General features: G+C 60.8%; 13 protein-coding genes. 7 read left to right on the forward strand and 6 right to left on the reverse strand.

The annotated features are described in order from the left end of the window. Positions 1 to 2 precede the first annotated feature (2 nt). The gene (fadB, locus tag ACYAS9_RS30025; RefSeq protein WP_463572129.1) at positions 3 to 2,159 is read right to left on the reverse strand and encodes a fatty acid oxidation complex subunit alpha FadB; all 2,157 of its coding nucleotides are present in this window, start codon (positions 2,157 to 2,159) and stop codon (positions 3 to 5) included. Positions 2,160 to 2,710: 551 nt separating this feature from the next. Then, positions 2,711 to 3,151 carry a hypothetical protein gene (locus ACYAS9_RS30030; protein ID WP_463572130.1) on the reverse strand — a complete coding sequence of 147 codons (441 nt, stop codon included), beginning with the start codon at positions 3,149 to 3,151 and terminating at the stop codon, positions 2,711 to 2,713. Positions 3,152 to 3,288: 137 nt separating this feature from the next. On the opposite strand from ACYAS9_RS30030, the gene ACYAS9_RS30035 reads away from it, so the two are divergent. Next, positions 3,289 to 3,729: a universal stress protein gene (locus ACYAS9_RS30035; protein WP_463572131.1), complete on the forward strand. Its 441-nt coding sequence runs from the start codon at positions 3,289 to 3,291 to the stop codon at positions 3,727 to 3,729. Between the two features lie 48 nt (positions 3,730 to 3,777). Here the strand turns inward: ACYAS9_RS30035 and ACYAS9_RS30040 are convergent, their stop codons facing one another. Next, entirely contained in the window at positions 3,778 to 5,694 is a 1,917-nt protein-coding gene (locus ACYAS9_RS30040; protein ID WP_463572132.1) for an ATP-binding cassette domain-containing protein, read from the reverse strand. Positions 5,695 to 5,908: 214 nt separating this feature from the next. Here ACYAS9_RS30040 and ACYAS9_RS30045 point away from each other — a divergent pair, with 214 nt between their 5' ends. Next, the gene (locus ACYAS9_RS30045; RefSeq protein WP_463572133.1) at positions 5,909 to 7,837 is read left to right on the forward strand and encodes a transglycosylase SLT domain-containing protein; all 1,929 of its coding nucleotides are present in this window, start codon (positions 5,909 to 5,911) and stop codon (positions 7,835 to 7,837) included. Positions 7,838 to 7,864: 27 nt separating this feature from the next. Here the strand turns inward: ACYAS9_RS30045 and ACYAS9_RS30050 are convergent, their stop codons facing one another. Next, positions 7,865 to 8,674, reverse strand: a complete 810-nt coding sequence (locus tag ACYAS9_RS30050; protein WP_463572134.1) for an MOSC domain-containing protein — start codon at positions 8,672 to 8,674, stop codon at positions 7,865 to 7,867. A gap of 67 nt (positions 8,675 to 8,741) precedes the next feature. Beyond that, the gene (locus ACYAS9_RS30055; protein WP_463572135.1) at positions 8,742 to 9,674 is read right to left on the reverse strand and encodes a chemotaxis protein CheV; all 933 of its coding nucleotides are present in this window, start codon (positions 9,672 to 9,674) and stop codon (positions 8,742 to 8,744) included. Between the two features lie 552 nt (positions 9,675 to 10,226). On the opposite strand from ACYAS9_RS30055, the gene ACYAS9_RS30060 reads away from it, so the two are divergent. The 3 genes from ACYAS9_RS30060 to ACYAS9_RS30070 all read left to right on the forward strand — a co-directional run bounded on the left by ACYAS9_RS30060 (position 10,227) and on the right by ACYAS9_RS30070 (position 12,271). Continuing rightward, entirely contained in the window at positions 10,227 to 10,616 is a 390-nt protein-coding gene (locus ACYAS9_RS30060) for a hypothetical protein (RefSeq protein ID WP_463572136.1), read from the forward strand. A 79-nt stretch (positions 10,617 to 10,695) separates the two neighbouring features. Beyond that, positions 10,696 to 11,601, forward strand: coding sequence for a sensor histidine kinase (locus tag ACYAS9_RS30065; RefSeq protein WP_463572137.1), 906 nt, complete (start codon positions 10,696 to 10,698; stop codon positions 11,599 to 11,601). Positions 11,602 to 11,611: 10 nt separating this feature from the next. Next, on the forward strand, positions 11,612 to 12,271 hold the full coding sequence (locus ACYAS9_RS30070) for a response regulator (protein WP_463572138.1): 660 nt from the start codon (positions 11,612 to 11,614) through the stop codon (positions 12,269 to 12,271). Here ACYAS9_RS30070 and yegS read toward each other — a convergent pair. Next, positions 12,255 to 13,196, reverse strand: coding sequence for a lipid kinase YegS (gene yegS, locus ACYAS9_RS30075; RefSeq protein ID WP_463572139.1), 942 nt, complete (start codon positions 13,194 to 13,196; stop codon positions 12,255 to 12,257). The genes ACYAS9_RS30070 and yegS overlap by 17 nt on opposite strands. A gap of 476 nt (positions 13,197 to 13,672) precedes the next feature. On the opposite strand from yegS, the gene ACYAS9_RS30080 reads away from it, so the two are divergent. Both ACYAS9_RS30080 and ACYAS9_RS30085 read left to right on the forward strand, forming a co-directional pair. Then, a complete protein-coding gene (locus ACYAS9_RS30080; RefSeq protein ID WP_463572140.1) occupies positions 13,673 to 15,109 on the forward strand; it encodes an undecaprenyl-phosphate glucose phosphotransferase in 1,437 nt (478 codons plus the stop codon). Then, positions 15,109 to 16,566 carry a mannose-1-phosphate guanylyltransferase/mannose-6-phosphate isomerase gene (locus ACYAS9_RS30085; RefSeq protein ID WP_463572141.1) on the forward strand — a complete coding sequence of 486 codons (1,458 nt, stop codon included), beginning with the start codon at positions 15,109 to 15,111 and terminating at the stop codon, positions 16,564 to 16,566. Before ACYAS9_RS30080 ends, ACYAS9_RS30085 begins: the two co-directional genes overlap by 1 nt. Positions 16,567 to 16,613: the final 47 nt, after the last annotated feature.

Here is a 16,613-nt window from a genome sequence, read left to right on the forward strand (position 1 = left end):
GTTCACTCCTTGGCGCCGAAGAAGCTCTGGCCGTTACGGGCCATTTCACGCAGCTTCGCGGTCGGTTCATACAGGGCACCCAGCTCGGCATAACGATCGGCCAGGGCGACGAATTCGGCAACGCCGACGGAATCGATGTAGCGCAGCGCACCGCCACGGAACGGAGGGAAACCGATGCCATAGATCAGGCCCATGTCGGCCTCGGCAGCGGTTTCGACGATGCCGTCTTCCAGGCAGCGTACGGTCTCCAGGCACAGCGGGATCATCATCCAGTTAATGATGTCGTCATCGCTCAGCTCACGCTGCTCGTAGATGACCGGCTTGAGCACATCGAGCACGGTGGAGTCGGTGACTTTTTTCGGCTTGCCCTTCTTGTCGGTTTCATAGGCGTAGAAGCCCTTGCCGTTCTTCTGCCCCAGGCGCTTGGCCTCGTAGAGGGCATCGATGGCCGAGCGACGATCGTCCTTCATGCGGTCCGGGAAGCCTTCAGCCATGACATCACGGCCGTGGTGGCCGGTGTCGATACCGACCACGTCCATCAGGTAGGCCGGGCCCATAGGCCAGCCGAATTTTTCCATGACCTTGTCGATACGGACGAAGTCCACGCCGGCGCTGACCAGACGGGCAAAGCCGCCGAAATACGGGAACAGCACGCGGTTGACCAGAAAGCCTGGGCAGTCGTTGACGACGATCGGGTTCTTGCCCATTTTGCGGGCATAGGCAACGGTGGTGGCGACGGCCTCTTCGCTGGATTTTTCACCGCGGATGACTTCGACCAGCGGCATCATGTGCACCGGGTTGAAGAAGTGCATGCCGACGAAGTTTTCCGGGCGCTTGAGCGCCTGGGCCAGCAGGCTGATGGAAATCGTCGAGGTATTGGAGGCCAGAATGGTGTTTTCACCCACCTGGGCTTCAACTTCGGCCAGTACGGCCTGTTTGACCTTGGGATTTTCCACCACGGCTTCAACGACCAGATCGACATGGCCGAAATCGCCATACGACAGAGTCGGGCGAATGGTATTGAGCGCCTCGGCCATCTTGGCCGGGGTCAGGCGACCTTTTTCAACGCGGTTGCCGAGCAGCTTGGCCGCTTCGTTCAAGCCCAGTTGAATGGCCTCTTCGCGGATGTCCTTCATCAGGATCGGCGTGCCTTTGACCGCCGACTGGTAGGCGATGCCGCCGCCCATGATGCCGGCGCCCAGTACGGCTGCCTGCTTGACGTCACGCGCCTGGGCGTCGTAGGCCTTGGCCTTGCGCTTGAGTTCCTGATCGTTGAGGAACAGACCAATGAGGCTTTGTGCCGCCGAGGTCTTGGCCATTTTGGCAAAACCTGCAGCTTCGACTTCCAGCGCCTTGTCGCGGCCGAAGCTGGCCGCCTTCTGGATAGTCTTGATCGCTTCGACCGGGGCCGGATAGTTCGGGCCCGCTTGACCGGCAACAAAGCCTTTGGCGGTTTCGAAGGCCATCATCTGTTCGATGGCATTGAGCTTGAGCTTGTCGAGCTTGGGCTGGCGCTTGGCCTTGTGATCGAACTCGCCGGCAATCGCGCGCTTGACCAGATCAAGGGCCGCCGCCTGGAGCTTGCCGGGTTCGACCACGGCATCGACCGCGCCGACTTTCAGCGCATCTTCAGCGCCGTTTTCCTTGCCGGAGGCGATCCACTCGATGGCGTTATCGGCGCCGATCAGGCGTGGCAGACGCACCGTGCCGCCAAAGCCCGGGTAGATACCGAGTTTGACTTCGGGCAGGCCGATCTTCGCCGTGTTCGACATGACGCGATAGTCCGCCGCCAGGCACATTTCAAGGCCGCCACCCAGGGCAATACCGTTGATCGCCACGACGGTGGGCACTTCGAGGTCCTCGAAGTCGCTGAAGATACGGTTGGCTTGCAGGTTGCCGGCCACCAGGTCGGCGTCGGGCAGCTTGAAGTTCTCGACGAATTCGGTGATATCGGCACCGACGATGAACACATCCTTGCCGCTGGTAACGATCACGCCCTTGACCGACGCATCGGCCTTGAGGGTGTCGACCGCCTGCCGCAGCTCGTTGAGGGTAAGACGGTTGAACTTGTTGACGGACTCACCCTTGAGATCGAAATTCAATTCGACGATGCCACTTTCAAGAGCCTTAACCGTGATGGCTTTACCTTCGTAAATCATCAACTGATCTCCACGATATGGAAGCTGAACAATACACGCCGAACATTAAGGTCCGACGAGACTACGACGTCGCCGTCAATGAACACGCCAAATCAAAGGCAAACCCGCCGACGTGGTAGTCAGGATTCTGTCAGAGCCATCTGACACCAAACGATCAATTCATACGCCCGTTTGATTTGGGTAGCACACCTTCAGGCAAAACCGGCCAATTGTCAATTCGCCAGAATAACCAGTGAAACCGGGCCGTCATCAAGGCTCGATGACCGCCAGAACAGGCACGCGCAGGCTCAAGCCTGAGCCATTGGTCGCCTCGGCAATGCGAAGTATGGGTCAAAGTTTGCTCATCGCCCGTGCACCGTGGCGGATCACAAGTAGAAATTTTCAAGAAAAAAAGCGACAAAAAAGAGCAAAGCAGCTAGAGTTCTGCCCATTGCTTGAAGCACAGAAATTTCCGGTTTAACGGCGTTGCACCGTCAAACCCAAGGCATTACCGGCCTGCCTGGCCACACCCCAAGCCCGATGTTGCTATCGGGCTTTTTTACGCCTGCCTTTCAAGCCGCCAGGGCTTTGAGCGCCTCGTTAATATGGCGCAACACTTCAGCATCGCCGCGCTCTCCCCAGTACAGGGCGACCATTTGAGTGTCGGCTTCGACCTTGTAGACATCTTCCGGTAACGCCCTGAAATGGTTCATCAACCGTTCGTCCTCGCACGGTTCGCGCCAGCGGTTGACCCATGCTCCGGGTTCTGTCTGCCAGTAAGCCCAGCAGGCCGTCTGCCCCGCCTGGCGTGGCCGGTGATATTGCGCGCAGGAACCCGGCGGCTCGCGCAGCAGCCAGTGCGGCCACTCTTCACGACTCAGTTGCATGCCCAGGCCAAGGCGGCGTGCCTCAAGGCGCAAGGCCATTCTGCCGCTCTGCCGACGCGAGGGCATCATCCACACCAAAGGGCTCAACATCACACAAATGATTGACAGAATGATCCAGCTCGTCATATTTCTTGCCCCCGCCTTACCAAGGCACTACAAAACAACCACTCCAAAAATCACTAAACCGCTGGCCCACAACGGCCTGCCCACAAGGGCGCGAAAGGGTCATACTGGCTGCATGCAATCTTCCGGAGGATACCCTCATGCCGTATCAACACATTCTGGTCGCTATCGACCTCACCGATGAATGCGATCCGGTGATCCGCCGCGCTCGCGAGCTTGCCCTGGCCAGCGGCGCCAAGCTGTCGACCGTGCACATCGTCGAACCGATGGCCATGGCGTTCGGCGGCGACGTGCCCATGGACCTTTCGCAGCTGCAACAGCAGCAGATCGATCAGGCCAAGGAAAAGCTCGAGAAGATTAAAATCAAGTACCCGCAGATCCAGGCCGGCGAAAGCCACCTGGTCTACGGCCAGCCGCGCCAGGAAATCCATGACCTGGCCAAGAAGCAGGATTGCGATCTGATCGTGGTCGGCAGCCATGGCCGCCACGGCCTGGCACTGCTGCTGGGCTCGACCGCCAACGATGTGTTGCACGGCGCACCTTGCGATGTACTGGCTGTACGGCTGAAAAAGCAGGAATAACCGGCAACGACTGAAAACGCCCGGCATCAGCCGGGCGTTTTCGTTTCATCAGTCGTCCAGTTCGGCCCAGCGCTCAAGCAGCGCGTCCAGCTCGGCCTGCACCGTTTCGACGTTGGCCAGTGTCGCCGTTACCTCGGTAGAGGGGCGCTGATAGAACGCAGGCCTGGCGATCTCGGCACTCAAGGCCGCCAGTTGCGTTTCGGCCTGTTCGATCTGCCCCGGCAAGGCTTCCAGCTCGCGCTGTTCCTTGTAGCTGAGCTTCTTTTTCGCCGCAGGTGCCGGGGCCGCAGGAGCAGCAGCGGCCACCGGTGGCACTACCGCGCTCTTGAGCTCGGCCTTGCCCGACTTGCTGTCGGCAACGCCGAGCAAACGTGGCGAGCCGCCCTGACGCAGCCAGTCCTGATAACCGCCGACGTATTCGCGAACCTTGCCCTCGCCTTCGAACACCAGGGTGCTGGTCACCACGTTGTCCAGGAATGCCCGGTCGTGGCTGACCATCAACACGGTGCCCTTGTAGTTGGAAAGCACCTCTTCGAGCAATTCGAGGGTTTCAACGTCCAGGTCGTTGGTCGGTTCGTCGAGTACCAGCAGGTTCGCAGGCTTGCTGAACAGCTTGGCCAGCAGCAGGCGCGCACGCTCACCACCGGACAACGCCTTGACCGGCGTGCGCGCACGTTGCGGGCTGAACAGGAAGTCGCCCAGATAGCTCAGTACATGGCGGCTCTGGCCATCGATGTCGATGAAATCGCGACCCTCGGCGATGTTGTCGATAACGGTCTTTTCCAGTTCGAGCTGGTGGCGCAACTGGTCGAAGTAGGCCACTTCAAGCTTGGTGCCGGTTTCGACGGTGCCGGACGTCGGCTGCAGATTGTCGAGCATCAGCTTGAGCAAGGTGGTCTTGCCCGTACCGTTGGCGCCCAGCAGGCCGATGCGGTCCTCGCGCTGCAGGACCATCGAGAAGTCCTTGATCAGCTGTGGGCCGCCCGGATGAGCGAAGCTGACGTTTTCCAGCACGATCACCTGTTTGCCGGACTTGTCGGCCGACTCGATCAGGATGTTGGCCTTGCCGGTGCGTTCACGACGCTCGCCGCGCTCGACACGCAAGGCCTTGAGGGCACGCACGCGGCCTTCGTTACGGGTACGGCGCGCCTTGATGCCCTGGCGAATCCACACCTCTTCCTGGGCCAGACGCTTGTCGAACAGCGCGTTGGCGGTCTCTTCAGCGGACAGCACGGCCTCTTTGTGCACCAGAAAGCTGGCGTAGTCGCCGTTCCAGTCGATCAGGCCGCCACGGTCGAGTTCAAGAATGCGCGTCGCCAGGTTCTGCAGGAACGAGCGGTCGTGCGTGATGAACAGCACCGCGCCCTGGAAATCCTTGAGGGCTTCTTCCAGCCAGGCGATGGCGCCGATGTCCAGGTGGTTGGTTGGTTCGTCGAGCAGCAGCAGATCAGGCTCGCACACCAGCGCCTGCGCCAGCAGCACACGCCGGCGCCAGCCGCCGGACAGTTCGGCCAGAGTTTTCTCGGCCGGCAATTGCAGGCGGCTCAGGGTGCTTTCGACCACCTGTTGCAGACGCCAGCCATCACGCGCTTCGAGGGCCTGCTGAACATGCATCAGCTTGTCGAGGTCCTCTTCGGTGACGCAGTTCTGCGCCAGGTGATGGTATTCGGCGAGCAGCGCGCCAACGCCGTCGAGGCCTTCGGCAACCACATCGAACACCGTCCGCTCGTCGGCTTCGGGCAGCTCTTGCGGCAATTCGCCGATTTTAAGCCCCGGCGCACGCCAGATCGAGCCTTCGTCAGGCTTCTGGCTGTCCTTGACCAGCTTCAACATGCTGGATTTGCCAGTGCCGTTGCGGCCGATGATGCACACCCGCTCGCCACGGGCGATCTGCCAGGAGACCTTGTCCAGCAATGGCATAGAGCCGAAGGCAAGGGACACATCGCTGAATTTGAGCAGGGTCATGATCTTCTCCAAAAACCGGGCGCGCATTCTACCTGAGATGGCGCACGAATGTCGGTATCCGATGGCCGGGTAATGTGCTTGAGGCCCGGCCCTGAGCGCCTGTGGGGCAAAGATTTATTTCCAGGTGAGTCACGATTGGCCGCAATGCTTTCAACCGGAGCTGGCAAAAGGCTAAGCTAGCGGCACTTTTACGACTCACCAGCCCGGAAGTCCCATGCGCGGTCGTTTGCTCAGCCTTGTATCCTGTCTGCTTCTCTCTATCACAGCCGCCACGCCTGCCCTGGCTGCGGACATCAACCAACAGCGCAAACTCTATGACGAGGCCAAGCGCGCCCTGGCCAAAGGTGACACCGGTCCCTACTTTGCCAGCACTGCAGCACTGGCCGATTACCCGTTGCAGCCCTACCTCGAATACGACGAACTGACCGCGCGCCTGAAAAGCGCGAGCAACGCCGAGATCGAGAAATTTCTGGCCGAGCACGGCGACCTGCCGCAGGCCAACTGGATGAAGCTGCGCTGGTTGCGCTGGCTGTCCGAGCGTGGCGACTGGCAGACCTTCGTCAAATACTACGACCCAAAGATGAACTTCACCGAACTGGACTGCCTGTATGGCCAGTACCAGATCAGTAGCGGGCAGCGCGCCGAAGGCTATGCCAGCGCCGACAAGCTGTGGATGACCAGCAAAACCCTGCCGGGCGCCTGCGATGCATTCTTCGCCCAGTGGGCGGCCGCCGGCCAGTTGACCGAGCAGAAACGCTGGCAACGCGCCAAGCTGGCCGCGCAGGCTCGCAACTACACGCTCGCCAAGACCCTGGTCGACAGCCTCAATTCGCTGGCACCGCAAGGCAAGCTGCTGCTGGCCGTGGCGCAGAAACCGGAAATGCTCAACAACCCGGCGCAGTTCATGCCGGTCGATGAAGCCATGTCCGACGTCGTTGGCCTGGGCCTGCGCCGCCTGGCGCGCCAGGACCCGCAAAAAGCCCTGTCGATGCTCGATGGCTATGCCACCACGCTGCGCTTCTCCCGTGAAGAACAGGTCGAGATCGCCAAAGAGATCGGCCTGACCCTGGCGCGCCGCTATGACGACCGTGCGCTGGACGTCATGACCCGCTACGACCCTGAATTGCGCGACGACACCGTCAGCGAATGGCGAATGCGCCTGCTGCTGCGCCTGGGCCGCTGGCAGGATGCCTACGACCTGGCGCGCCGCCTGCCGCCGGACCTGGCCAACACCAACCGCTGGCGTTACTGGGAAGCGCGCGCGCTGGAACTGGCGCAACCGAACAACCCGCAGATTCCGACGCTGTACAAGGAAGTGGCCAAGGAGCGTGACTTTTACGGTTTCCTGGCCGCCGACCGCACACAGAACCCTTATCAGCTCAACAACAAGCCCTTGCTGCTCAGCCAGGCGTTGATCACCAAAGTACGCAACACACCGGGTGTGCGCCGCGCGCTGGAATTCCACGACCGTGGCGAGATCGTCGACGGGCGTCGCGAGTGGTATCACGTCAGCCGGCATTTCAGCCGCGACGAAATGGTTGCCCAGGCCAGGCTGGCCTATGACCTGAAATGGTATTTCCCGGCCATTCGCACCATCAGCCAGGCGCAGTACTGGGACGATCTGGATATCCGCTTCCCGATGGCCTACCGCGACACGCTGGTGCGCGAAGCCAAGCTGCGTGGCCTGCACTCGAGCTGGGTGTTCGCCATTACCCGTCAGGAAAGCGCATTCATGGACGACGCCCGCTCCGGCGTCGGTGCCAGCGGCCTGATGCAACTGATGCCGGCCACCGCCAAAGAGACCGCCAAGCGCTTCAACATCCCGCTGGCTTCACCGCAGCAGGTGTTCAACCCCGACACCAATATCCAGTTGGGCGCCGCCTTCCTCAGCCAGGTACACGGCCAGTTCAACGGCAACCGTGTCCTGGCCTCGGCGGCCTACAACGCAGGTCCGGGCCGTGTACGGCAATGGCTCAAGGGCGCCAATCACCTGGCGTTCGATGTGTGGGTAGAAAGCATCCCGTTCGATGAAACCCGCCAGTACGTGCAAAACGTGCTGTCTTATTCGGTGATCTACGGCCAGAAGCTCAACTCGCCGCAGCCACTGGTGGACTGGCACGAACGCTTCTTCGACGACCTGTAATGGCCATGGGGCGGTGGCAACACCGCCCTATTCCAGCACCTCAACCTTCATCCCCACCGTCAGTTGCCCTGCCCCGTCGCTCACCAGGTTCTGCCCGAACAGGATTTCGCCCTCGACCTGGCGATAGGTCTTGAGGGTGGCGAGCGGTTCACGGTCGGGGTTGCGTTGGCCGGTGGCCGGGTCGATGGTGGTCAGGATGCAGCGCGAACAGGCCTTGAGCACCCGGAACTCCAGTGCGCCGATACGAATGCGTTTCCAGCGGTCTTCGGCATAGGGTTCGGCGCCGCTGATCACCAGGTTGGGCCGAAAGCGCAGCATTTCCTGAGGACGGCCGATGCGCGCTGACAGATCGTCCAGCGAGGCCTGGCCGATCAGCAGCAACGGAAAGCCATCGGCAAAACTCACCTTGTCTTCGATTGTGCCGTAGCCGTCGGGCAGCCAGCGGGCGCGGGCTTCGGGCATGTACACCACACGGGTCGGCTTGCCGATAAACGCGCTGGCCCAGTCGGCAGCGGCATCGCCCGCATCCGGCACTTGCAGGCTGTCGCGCCAGACCGTGACGCCACGCAACGTGTCGGCCTGCTCAACAGGCAGCGCAACCTCCAGCGGCTCGAAGCCGTCTGCGGCGAAAGTCACTCCGCCTGCGGCATTCCACAGCACCGACAACTGCGACATGTGCGGCAAGGCACGCTGAGTGAGAAAGCGGCCGGAGGCCGCATCGACCAGCATCCAGCGTCGATCACCGGACAGCCCCAATGCATCGAAATGCGCGCTGTCGAGCACCTCGGGTTTGCAGGATTTGAGGGGATAACGGTAAAGCGCGCTGAGCTGCAACATGGCCTGTTCCTTGTGTGACGCGAGCACTAAAGAGTCGCGTCACAGCTTACAGGCTTTACGCTGGCTTTTAGCCCTCAAGCACCATTTTCAAGCGCTCGCGGACGATGTCGACCAGCTTGTCGGGCTGGAACTTGGACAGGAAGCTGTCACAGCCGACCTTTTTCACCATCGACTCGTTGAAGCTGCCCGACAGCGAGGTGTGCAGCACTACGTACAGGCCTTTCAGGCGGGGATCGTTGCGGATTTCGGTGGTCAGGCGATAGCCGTCCATTTCCGGCATTTCTGCGTCGGTAAACACCATCAGCAGTTTTTCGGTCATGTCCACGCCGCTGTCGGCCCAGGCCTTGAGCATGTTCAGGCCCTTGAGGCCGTCGCTGGCCACGTGCAACTTCAGGCCGAGCTGCGACAAGGTATCGCGCAACTGCGCCAGGGCGACTTTGGAGTCGTCCACCAGCAGCACTTCCAGCCCGCGTGCGTGGTCCAGAATCGGGTCTTCGAGTTTTTCGCGCGAAACCTTGGCGTTGTAGGGCACGATCTCGGCGAGCACTTTTTCCACATCGATGACCTCTACCAGCTGGTCATCGACCTTGCTGATCGCGGTCAGGTAATGCTGACGACCGGCGCTGGCCGGCGGCGGCATGATGGCTTCCCAGTTCAGGTTGATGATGCGGTCCACGCCACCGACCAGAAACGCCTGCACGGTGCGGTTGTACTCGGTGACGATAATCGTGCTGTCAGGGCCTGGCACCAGCGGGCGCATGCCGATGGCCTGCGACAGGTCGATCACCGGCAGGGTCTGGCCACGCAGGTTGACCACACCGCACACAAACGAATGGCGTTGCGGCATCAGCGTCAGTTTCGGCAACTGCAGCACTTCCTGAACCTTGAAGACGTTGATCGCGAACAACTGGCGACCGGCCAGGCGGAACATGAGAATTTCCAGGCGATTCTCGCCCACCAATTGCGTGCGCTGATCTACTGTGTCGAGAATGCCGGCCATTTGTTTATAGCTCCTGGAGCGTTGATAACGATGAGTCTGCCAGCCGGTATATCGGCGGCTAAAGCCAAGACCTTAACGGCCCGTTAAAGAGCGTGCGCAAGGCCATTGATGTCATACCGGCATCATGCTTCACTGATTGTGTATTGCCAACTGTCTGATACAAGCGCGCCTTTATATAAGGCTGATCGACAAATCTAAAAATTCGATAGTAAGGGTACGCCTGAGTCTCCCTCAGGGCTGGCCTGATATTCGCAATAATCAATAGCCATTATTGTGACGCCCTTCTCAATGCATGAATGGAGTCAGGCAGTTGATCTTTGCCCAGGCCTTGCGGCCCCTGTGTCTTCCCGAGCGGCAAACCGTTTGGGAACCCCGCATTGCGCCTGAACACCTGCGTCCGGCCCCGAACATTGCGTGTTTAAAGTGCCTTGATGTCACTATCACGCAACATTCAGAAACGCCCTACAGACATTCCAATGAAATCAAAATTAACTGTCAGGCATTCACAACGGGCGTCCTGCGCCCGTCATCCATCAAGCATGGAGATCAAGGATGCTGAACAGCAATCAATGGCTGCATCGACACAATGAGTTTGTGAACCAGTCCCAGGCCCTGTTGCAGCGCTCGGAAGAATGCGTGGCCCACCTGCAGATGTTCGCCGACGACGAAGACGCCATTGCGGGTTTGCAGGCGGCACTGCTGAACCTGGCCGACCAGTCAGCCCGGGTCTCACAGGACAACATCGCAGAATTCACCGGGCAATTGCTGGATCGACTAGGGCCGCGGCTCAAGCGCAATGCCCTGAATGCCGAGGCCATCGAGACATTAAGGCAGTGCCTTGATCTGATCGCCTGGCAACTGGAATTGATTGACCCGTACACCGGCGGACTGGCGCTTGACGATGAAGAACAGCACGCATTGTTGAACAGGTTCGACACCTGAGTCGATCACAGTCCTTTCAATCACCCGGCAGCATTGTTAGGGTCGTGGCCTGTAGCAGACTCTCAAGCATGACCATTCGATGATTTCATCCTCTACGCCCTTGCACCGTACACATCGCAAGTCTCGATCATTGAGCGGCAAAACCGCGCAGTGGTTGACGGCGACCCTGTGCATTGGCGCGGTGCTGGGCAATATCGCCGTGTATGGACATCAGCAACCGCTGCCGGCAGCGCTGTTGCTGCTCAATGTACTGACCTTCGCCAGCATCTGGCTGGCGCGTCTGCGCAGCAAGCGGGCCATCAGCCTGCACCCCCGTGAGCTGGCCAGCCGCCTGCTGCAGGTTCAGGAAAGCGAGCGTCATCGCCTGAGCCGTGAACTGCATGACGACATCGGCCAGATGCTGACCGCCGCCAGGCTGCAACTCGGCTGGCTGCAACGGCGCTTGCCGGACGATCTGCAGGCGCCCGGCACACAACTCGACGCCACGCTGGAAGAAACCCTGGACAAGATCCGCGACCTGTCGGCCATTCTCAACCCGCGGCAGTTATCCAGCCTCGGACTGGAAGCCAGCCTGCGCTTGCACTTGATCAATACCCTGGGCGGTAGCCCGGTGCACTGGAGCCTGGACTGCCATCAGTCGTTGCACGGCATTGCCGAAGAAATGGCGGTGGCGACCTTTCGCATCACCCAGGAAGCGGTCACCAACATGCTGCGTCACGCAGGCGCCGGTAACCTGTTGGTGCGCCTGCAGCGTTTACCCGAAGGCCTGGCGCTGTTCATCGAGGATGACGGCGAAGGCTTCATCCCCGCCAGCAATCCGACCCAGGCCGGCCAACGCGGGATTGCCGGTATCGGTGAACGGGTGACATTACTCGGCGGCCGCTGGACCCTGGACAGCGCGCCGGGTCACGGCACGCGCATCAACGTTGTTCTTCCCTGGGCGCCGCGCAGCCATGCCCGCGCCCACACGCAATTGCCACACTGAAGACCCGACCATGACCTGCACGCTACTGTTGATCGATGACCACGCGCTGATTCGCGCCGGCATTCGCGCCCTGGTGGCGGATATTCCCGGCTACAGCGTGATCGGCGAAGCCTGCGATGGTGACGAACTGAGCCGCCTGGCCCTGCAACTGGCGCCAGACATCGTCCTGCTCGACCTCTCGATGAAACGCACCCACGGCCTGGATGCCCTGAGCCACTTGTTGCAGGTGCTGCCCGACAGCAAGGTGCTGATTCTGTCGATGCACACCGAGCCCGAGCTGATCATGCGCGCCCTGCACCTTGGGGCCCACGGCTATCTGCTCAAGGACACCACTGCCAGCGAACTGCAGCACGCCCTGCACGCCTTGCGCGATGGCGAGCGCTACCTGAGCCCTGCCATCGCCCATACGGTGATAAACCAGGCATTGCTGATCAACCAGCCCGGCAAGCCGCCGCAGGCCGACACGCATAACCTGACCGCCCGCCAACTGGAAATCCTGCGCCTGATCGCGCGCGGCACAACGACCCGCGACATCGCCTGCGGCCTGAACCTGAGCGTCAAGACCGTCGAGACCCACCGCGCACAGATCATGAAGCGCCTGCACATCTACGATGTCGCAGGCCTGGTGCTGTATTGCGTGCGCGAACGGATCATCAGTCTGGACGACTGAGCCACGGCGTTTCACTGGCGCCCAGCAACGGCGAACCCGTTGGCAGATGCACCCGCAAGGCCGCAGGCCGGGCACTGAAGCGCATTTGTGTGAGCTTCAACGGTTCGCCATCCAGATTGATGTCCAGGCCTTGCGCCGACTTGATCTCGACCCACGGCAGGCGCGCGCGCACAAACATGCTCTCGATGCCCAGTCCGCCGGCCAGCAAACCCTTGAGCGTGCCGACCAGTTCTTGCGGTGCCGGCAGGATACTGACGTCCAGCAGGCCGTCGTCGGCCAGGGCCGCCGGGCACAGTTCATGCCCGCCACCGGCTTGACGCCCGTTGCCGATGCCCAGCGCCAGCAGGTCGCCGCTCCACTGGAAATCCGGCCCGCTCAGCTCGCCATAAGCGGCGTGCAGCTCACTGAAACGGGTGAGTCCGGTAAACAGATACGCCGCGCCACCGAGCACCTTTTTCAGGTCTTCAGAGGTATTGGCTGTCACCTGGCTGCCAAAGCCGCCGGTGGCCATGTTGAGAAACAGCTTGCCGTCGACCTCGCCCAGATCGACGGGGCGCGCCGGGGCGTCGAGCAAATCCAGAGCGGCATCGACATCCAGCGGCACACCGGCGGCCCGGGCAAAGTCATTGGCCGTGCCCAGCGGCAGGATCACCAGGCTTAGCGGCGCGTCAGCAGTATCGGCGACGTCACTCAAGGCCAGTGCCTCGGCGATGTCGCGCAAGGTGCCATCGCCACCGCCGGCAATCACACAGCGGTGCCCGTCGGCCAAGGCTTCGGCGACCAGGCGCTGAGCGTCGCCGCCTTCCCAGGTCAGGCGCACATCCAGCTCCCAGCCCTGCTCACGCTTGCGGCTGACGGCGCTGCGGACCTGCTCGTTGAGCGACTGCTTGCCATGAAGAATCAGAATCGCTCTGCGTTGTGCCATGACACTCCCCTGTAATCGGATAGATGGTTGCGATGAGCATATGACCCTGGCAAAAACAAAAGGACGCGACCTGTCAGAGAATTTTTTCGCTTGTCCGCCAACCCGGTACGCCCCCGTTTTTATTGAGTGGAAGACGCCTGACCAGAGACGTGCAGACCAACGTGCAGAGAAAACCGTGCGCAGAAATCCGACGTTTTTTGTTGCATGGGCTTTACTGTCAAAAAGCCTGACCGTGAGCGGTTTCTGTCATTGCCAAGAGACACGTCCTACATGAAAACAAGGGATTAGCTACAACAACCGTCACAGACAATCCGTCAGTGACTGAAAATCCGGGAGCGATTCAGCTGCACACGCCAAAACGATGACTATATTTTTTCAACGCCGTAAATAGACATTTTTTTGACCTTCGTCTGTCAAGCCATGGACTTCAAGGACCGATGCTTGAGTAAAGGATCGACACGCAGTGAGGAAGCACTATGCGGTTGCAGCCCGTCGACAGTTTGTCGCTGACACGAACCAGCCTTGTTGAGTATTTTCTGTTCGGTATTCGCCTGGCCCACGGTCTGGCCTGCGTGATACCGGGGCTGGTGATCGTGGCACTGGAGCCGGTCATGCAGACCGAACAGGCCAAGGGCCAACTGGGCATGCTGCTGATTTTCGGCCTTATCTGCGTACTGGTGTTCCAGGCGCTGGGCGTGTATTCCGAAGCACTGTTCAGCAACTCCCTGCGCTTGCGCTCCATTCTGTTCGCCTGGACGGCTGCCTTCGGCCTGCTGATGGTCATGCACCACTTCATGGACATGCTCGACTCGGTGAGCCAGGACGCGCTGCTGGTCTGGTACCTGTCGAGCCTGGCCTTGATGTGCATCGTGCGCGTGCTGTTGCTGGTGCTGTTCCGGCACCTGATGAAAAAAGGCATGTTCCTGCAAAACGCGGTGATTCTCGGCGCCACGGAAAACGGCCTGCGCCTGGCCGAATACCTGCTCCGCCACCAGGACATTCGGTCAGGCGTCACCGGCTTTATCGACGACCGCATCGGGCGCATGCCCAAGACCGTCGCCAACCTGCCGCTGCTGGGCAACACCGGCGACCTGGAACGGCTGATCCGCGAAGACAAGGTCACCCAAGTGCTGGTCGCCCTGCCCTGGACCGCCGAAAACCGCATGGACTACATCATTCGCGAGCTGCGCCGGTTGCCGGTCAATGTCCTGCTGGTGCCCGACATGGTCGCCTTTCGTCACAGCCACAACCGCATCACCGAAGTCGCCAGCCTGCCGATGTTCAATGCCTCCGATGTACCGCTCAGCGGCTGGTCGCCGTTCATCAAGCGTGCCGAAGACATCGTGCTGTCGACACTGGCCGTTGCCGCGCTGTCGCCGGTGATGCTGCTGGTCGCGATCGCGATCAAGCTCGACTCGAAGGGCCCGGTGCTGTTCCGCCAGAAACGCTATGGCTACAACAACCGCCTGATCGAGGTCTTCAAGTTTCGCTCCATGCATCAGCACCAGGCCGATGCGGTAGCGGAAAAGCAAACCACCCGCCACGACGCCAGGGTCACGCGGGTCGGGCGTTTCATCCGCAAGACCAGCCTGGATGAGCTGCCACAGCTGTTCAATGTGGTGGCCGGCACCATGTCCATGGTGGGCCCGCGCCCCCATGCCACGGCAACCAAAGCGGCCGGTATTCTCTTCGAGCAAGCGGTCAAGGAATACACCTCGCGTCATCGCGTCAAACCGGGCATTACAGGGCTTGCGCAGATCAACGGCTATCGGGGTGAAACAGACACCGTGGAAAAAATCGAGAAGCGCGTCGAATTCGATCTTGAGTACATAGAAAACTGGTCTGTCTGGTTCGATCTCTACATCCTTCTGCGCACTGTTCCGGCAGTGCTTCTCAATCGTGAGGTCTATTGATGAGCATCCTCATCCCCTGCATTGTCGCCGGCGGTTCCGGCACCCGACTCTGGCCAGTCTCTCGCGAAGCCATGCCCAAGCCGTTCATGCGTCTTCCCGATGGCGAAAGCCTGCTGCAAAAGACTTTCAACCGCGCCACTTCCCTGCCGCAGGTCGAGCACCTGCTGACCGTCACCAACCGTGAAGTGTATTTCCGCACGGTCGATGACTATCGCCCGCTGAATAAAAAGCGCGTGAAACTGGACTTCATCCTCGAGCCCGTGGGGCGCAATACGGCGCCGGCGATTGCCGCCGCCGCGCTGCACGTCGCACGCTTGTATGGCGACGATGCGCAACTGCTGATCCTGCCCGCCGACCACCTGATTTCCGATATCGAAGCGTTTCAGGCAGCGGTGGCCAATGCCCGGCAACTGGCCGATCAGGGCTGGCTGGTGACCTTCGGTATCCTGCCCGACAAGCCGGAAACCGGCTTTGGCTACATCGAAAAAGGCCAGCAGCTCAACGGCGACGGCTATCAGGTGGCGCGTTTCGTCGAAAAACCCGATGCCGCCACCGCCCAGGCTTACCTGGACGGCGGCGTGCACCTGTGGAACGCCGGGATGTTCTGCCTGCGTGCCGACACCTTGCTAGCCGAGTTGCGCATTCACGCCCCCGAGGTGCTCGACGCGGTCAGCGCCTGCCTTGCGCAAAGCACCAGCAAGCAAGGCAGCAATGAGCTGCAGGTCGAGCTGGATAACGATTTGTTCGCCCAGGTGCCGGACATTTCCATCGACTACGCCTTGCTGGAGCGCTCTTCCAGGGTTGCCGTGGTGCCGTGCCAGCTGGGCTGGAGCGACATCGGTTCATGGCAGGCGGTGCGCGAACTGACCCCGGCCGATGGCCAGGGCAACCAGTGCAACGGCCAGACCGTGCTGCACGATGTCACCAACTGTTTTATCGACTCGCCCAAACGCCTGGTCGGCGCGGTGGGCCTGGACAACCTGATCATCATCGACACCCCCGACGCCTTGCTGATTGCCGACGGCAACCGCAGCCAGGACGTGAAACTCATCGCCCAGGAACTCAAGCGCCAGGACCACGAGGCGTACCGGCTGCACCGCACCGTCACCCGGCCGTGGGGCACCTACACCGTGCTGGAGGAAGGCAAGCGCTTCAAGATCAAACGCATCGTCGTACACCCGCAGGCCTCGCTGTCGCTGCAAATGCACCACCACCGCAGCGAGCACTGGATCGTGGTCAGCGGCATGGCCACCGTCACCAATGGCGAGCGCGAATTCATGCTCGACACCAACGAGTCGACCTTCATCAAGCCCGGCCACACCCACCGCCTGGTCAACCCAGGCGTCATCGACCTGGTGATGATCGAAGTGCAGAGCGGCGAGTACCTGGGCGAAGACGACATCGTGCGCTTTACCGACATTTATGGACGAGTGCCGGCGCAAGCAGCCAAGGCCTGAACCGAGTGTGAAACCGTAGCGTGCGGCTGCAGCCGCACGCTGCACCT

This window comes from Pseudomonas sp. HP_08, assembly GCF_055284095.1.

Coding starts and splice junctions, on each gene's coding strand:
- fadB (WP_463572129.1), bottom strand. CDS start 2,159: ATGATTTACGAAGGTAAAGCCATCACGGTTAAGGCTCTTGAAAGTGGC.
- ACYAS9_RS30030 (WP_463572130.1), bottom strand. CDS start 3,151: ATGACGAGCTGGATCATTCTGTCAATCATTTGTGTGATGTTGAGCCCT.
- ACYAS9_RS30035 (WP_463572131.1), top strand. CDS start 3,289: ATGCCGTATCAACACATTCTGGTCGCTATCGACCTCACCGATGAATGC.
- ACYAS9_RS30040 (WP_463572132.1), bottom strand. CDS start 5,694: ATGACCCTGCTCAAATTCAGCGATGTGTCCCTTGCCTTCGGCTCTATG.
- ACYAS9_RS30045 (WP_463572133.1), top strand. CDS start 5,909: ATGCGCGGTCGTTTGCTCAGCCTTGTATCCTGTCTGCTTCTCTCTATC.
- ACYAS9_RS30050 (WP_463572134.1), bottom strand. CDS start 8,674: ATGTTGCAGCTCAGCGCGCTTTACCGTTATCCCCTCAAATCCTGCAAA.
- ACYAS9_RS30055 (WP_463572135.1), bottom strand. CDS start 9,674: ATGGCCGGCATTCTCGACACAGTAGATCAGCGCACGCAATTGGTGGGC.
- ACYAS9_RS30060 (WP_463572136.1), top strand. CDS start 10,227: ATGCTGAACAGCAATCAATGGCTGCATCGACACAATGAGTTTGTGAAC.
- ACYAS9_RS30065 (WP_463572137.1), top strand. CDS start 10,696: ATGATTTCATCCTCTACGCCCTTGCACCGTACACATCGCAAGTCTCGA.
- ACYAS9_RS30070 (WP_463572138.1), top strand. CDS start 11,612: ATGACCTGCACGCTACTGTTGATCGATGACCACGCGCTGATTCGCGCC.
- yegS (WP_463572139.1), bottom strand. CDS start 13,196: ATGGCACAACGCAGAGCGATTCTGATTCTTCATGGCAAGCAGTCGCTC.
- ACYAS9_RS30080 (WP_463572140.1), top strand. CDS start 13,673: ATGCGGTTGCAGCCCGTCGACAGTTTGTCGCTGACACGAACCAGCCTT.
- ACYAS9_RS30085 (WP_463572141.1), top strand. CDS start 15,109: ATGAGCATCCTCATCCCCTGCATTGTCGCCGGCGGTTCCGGCACCCGA.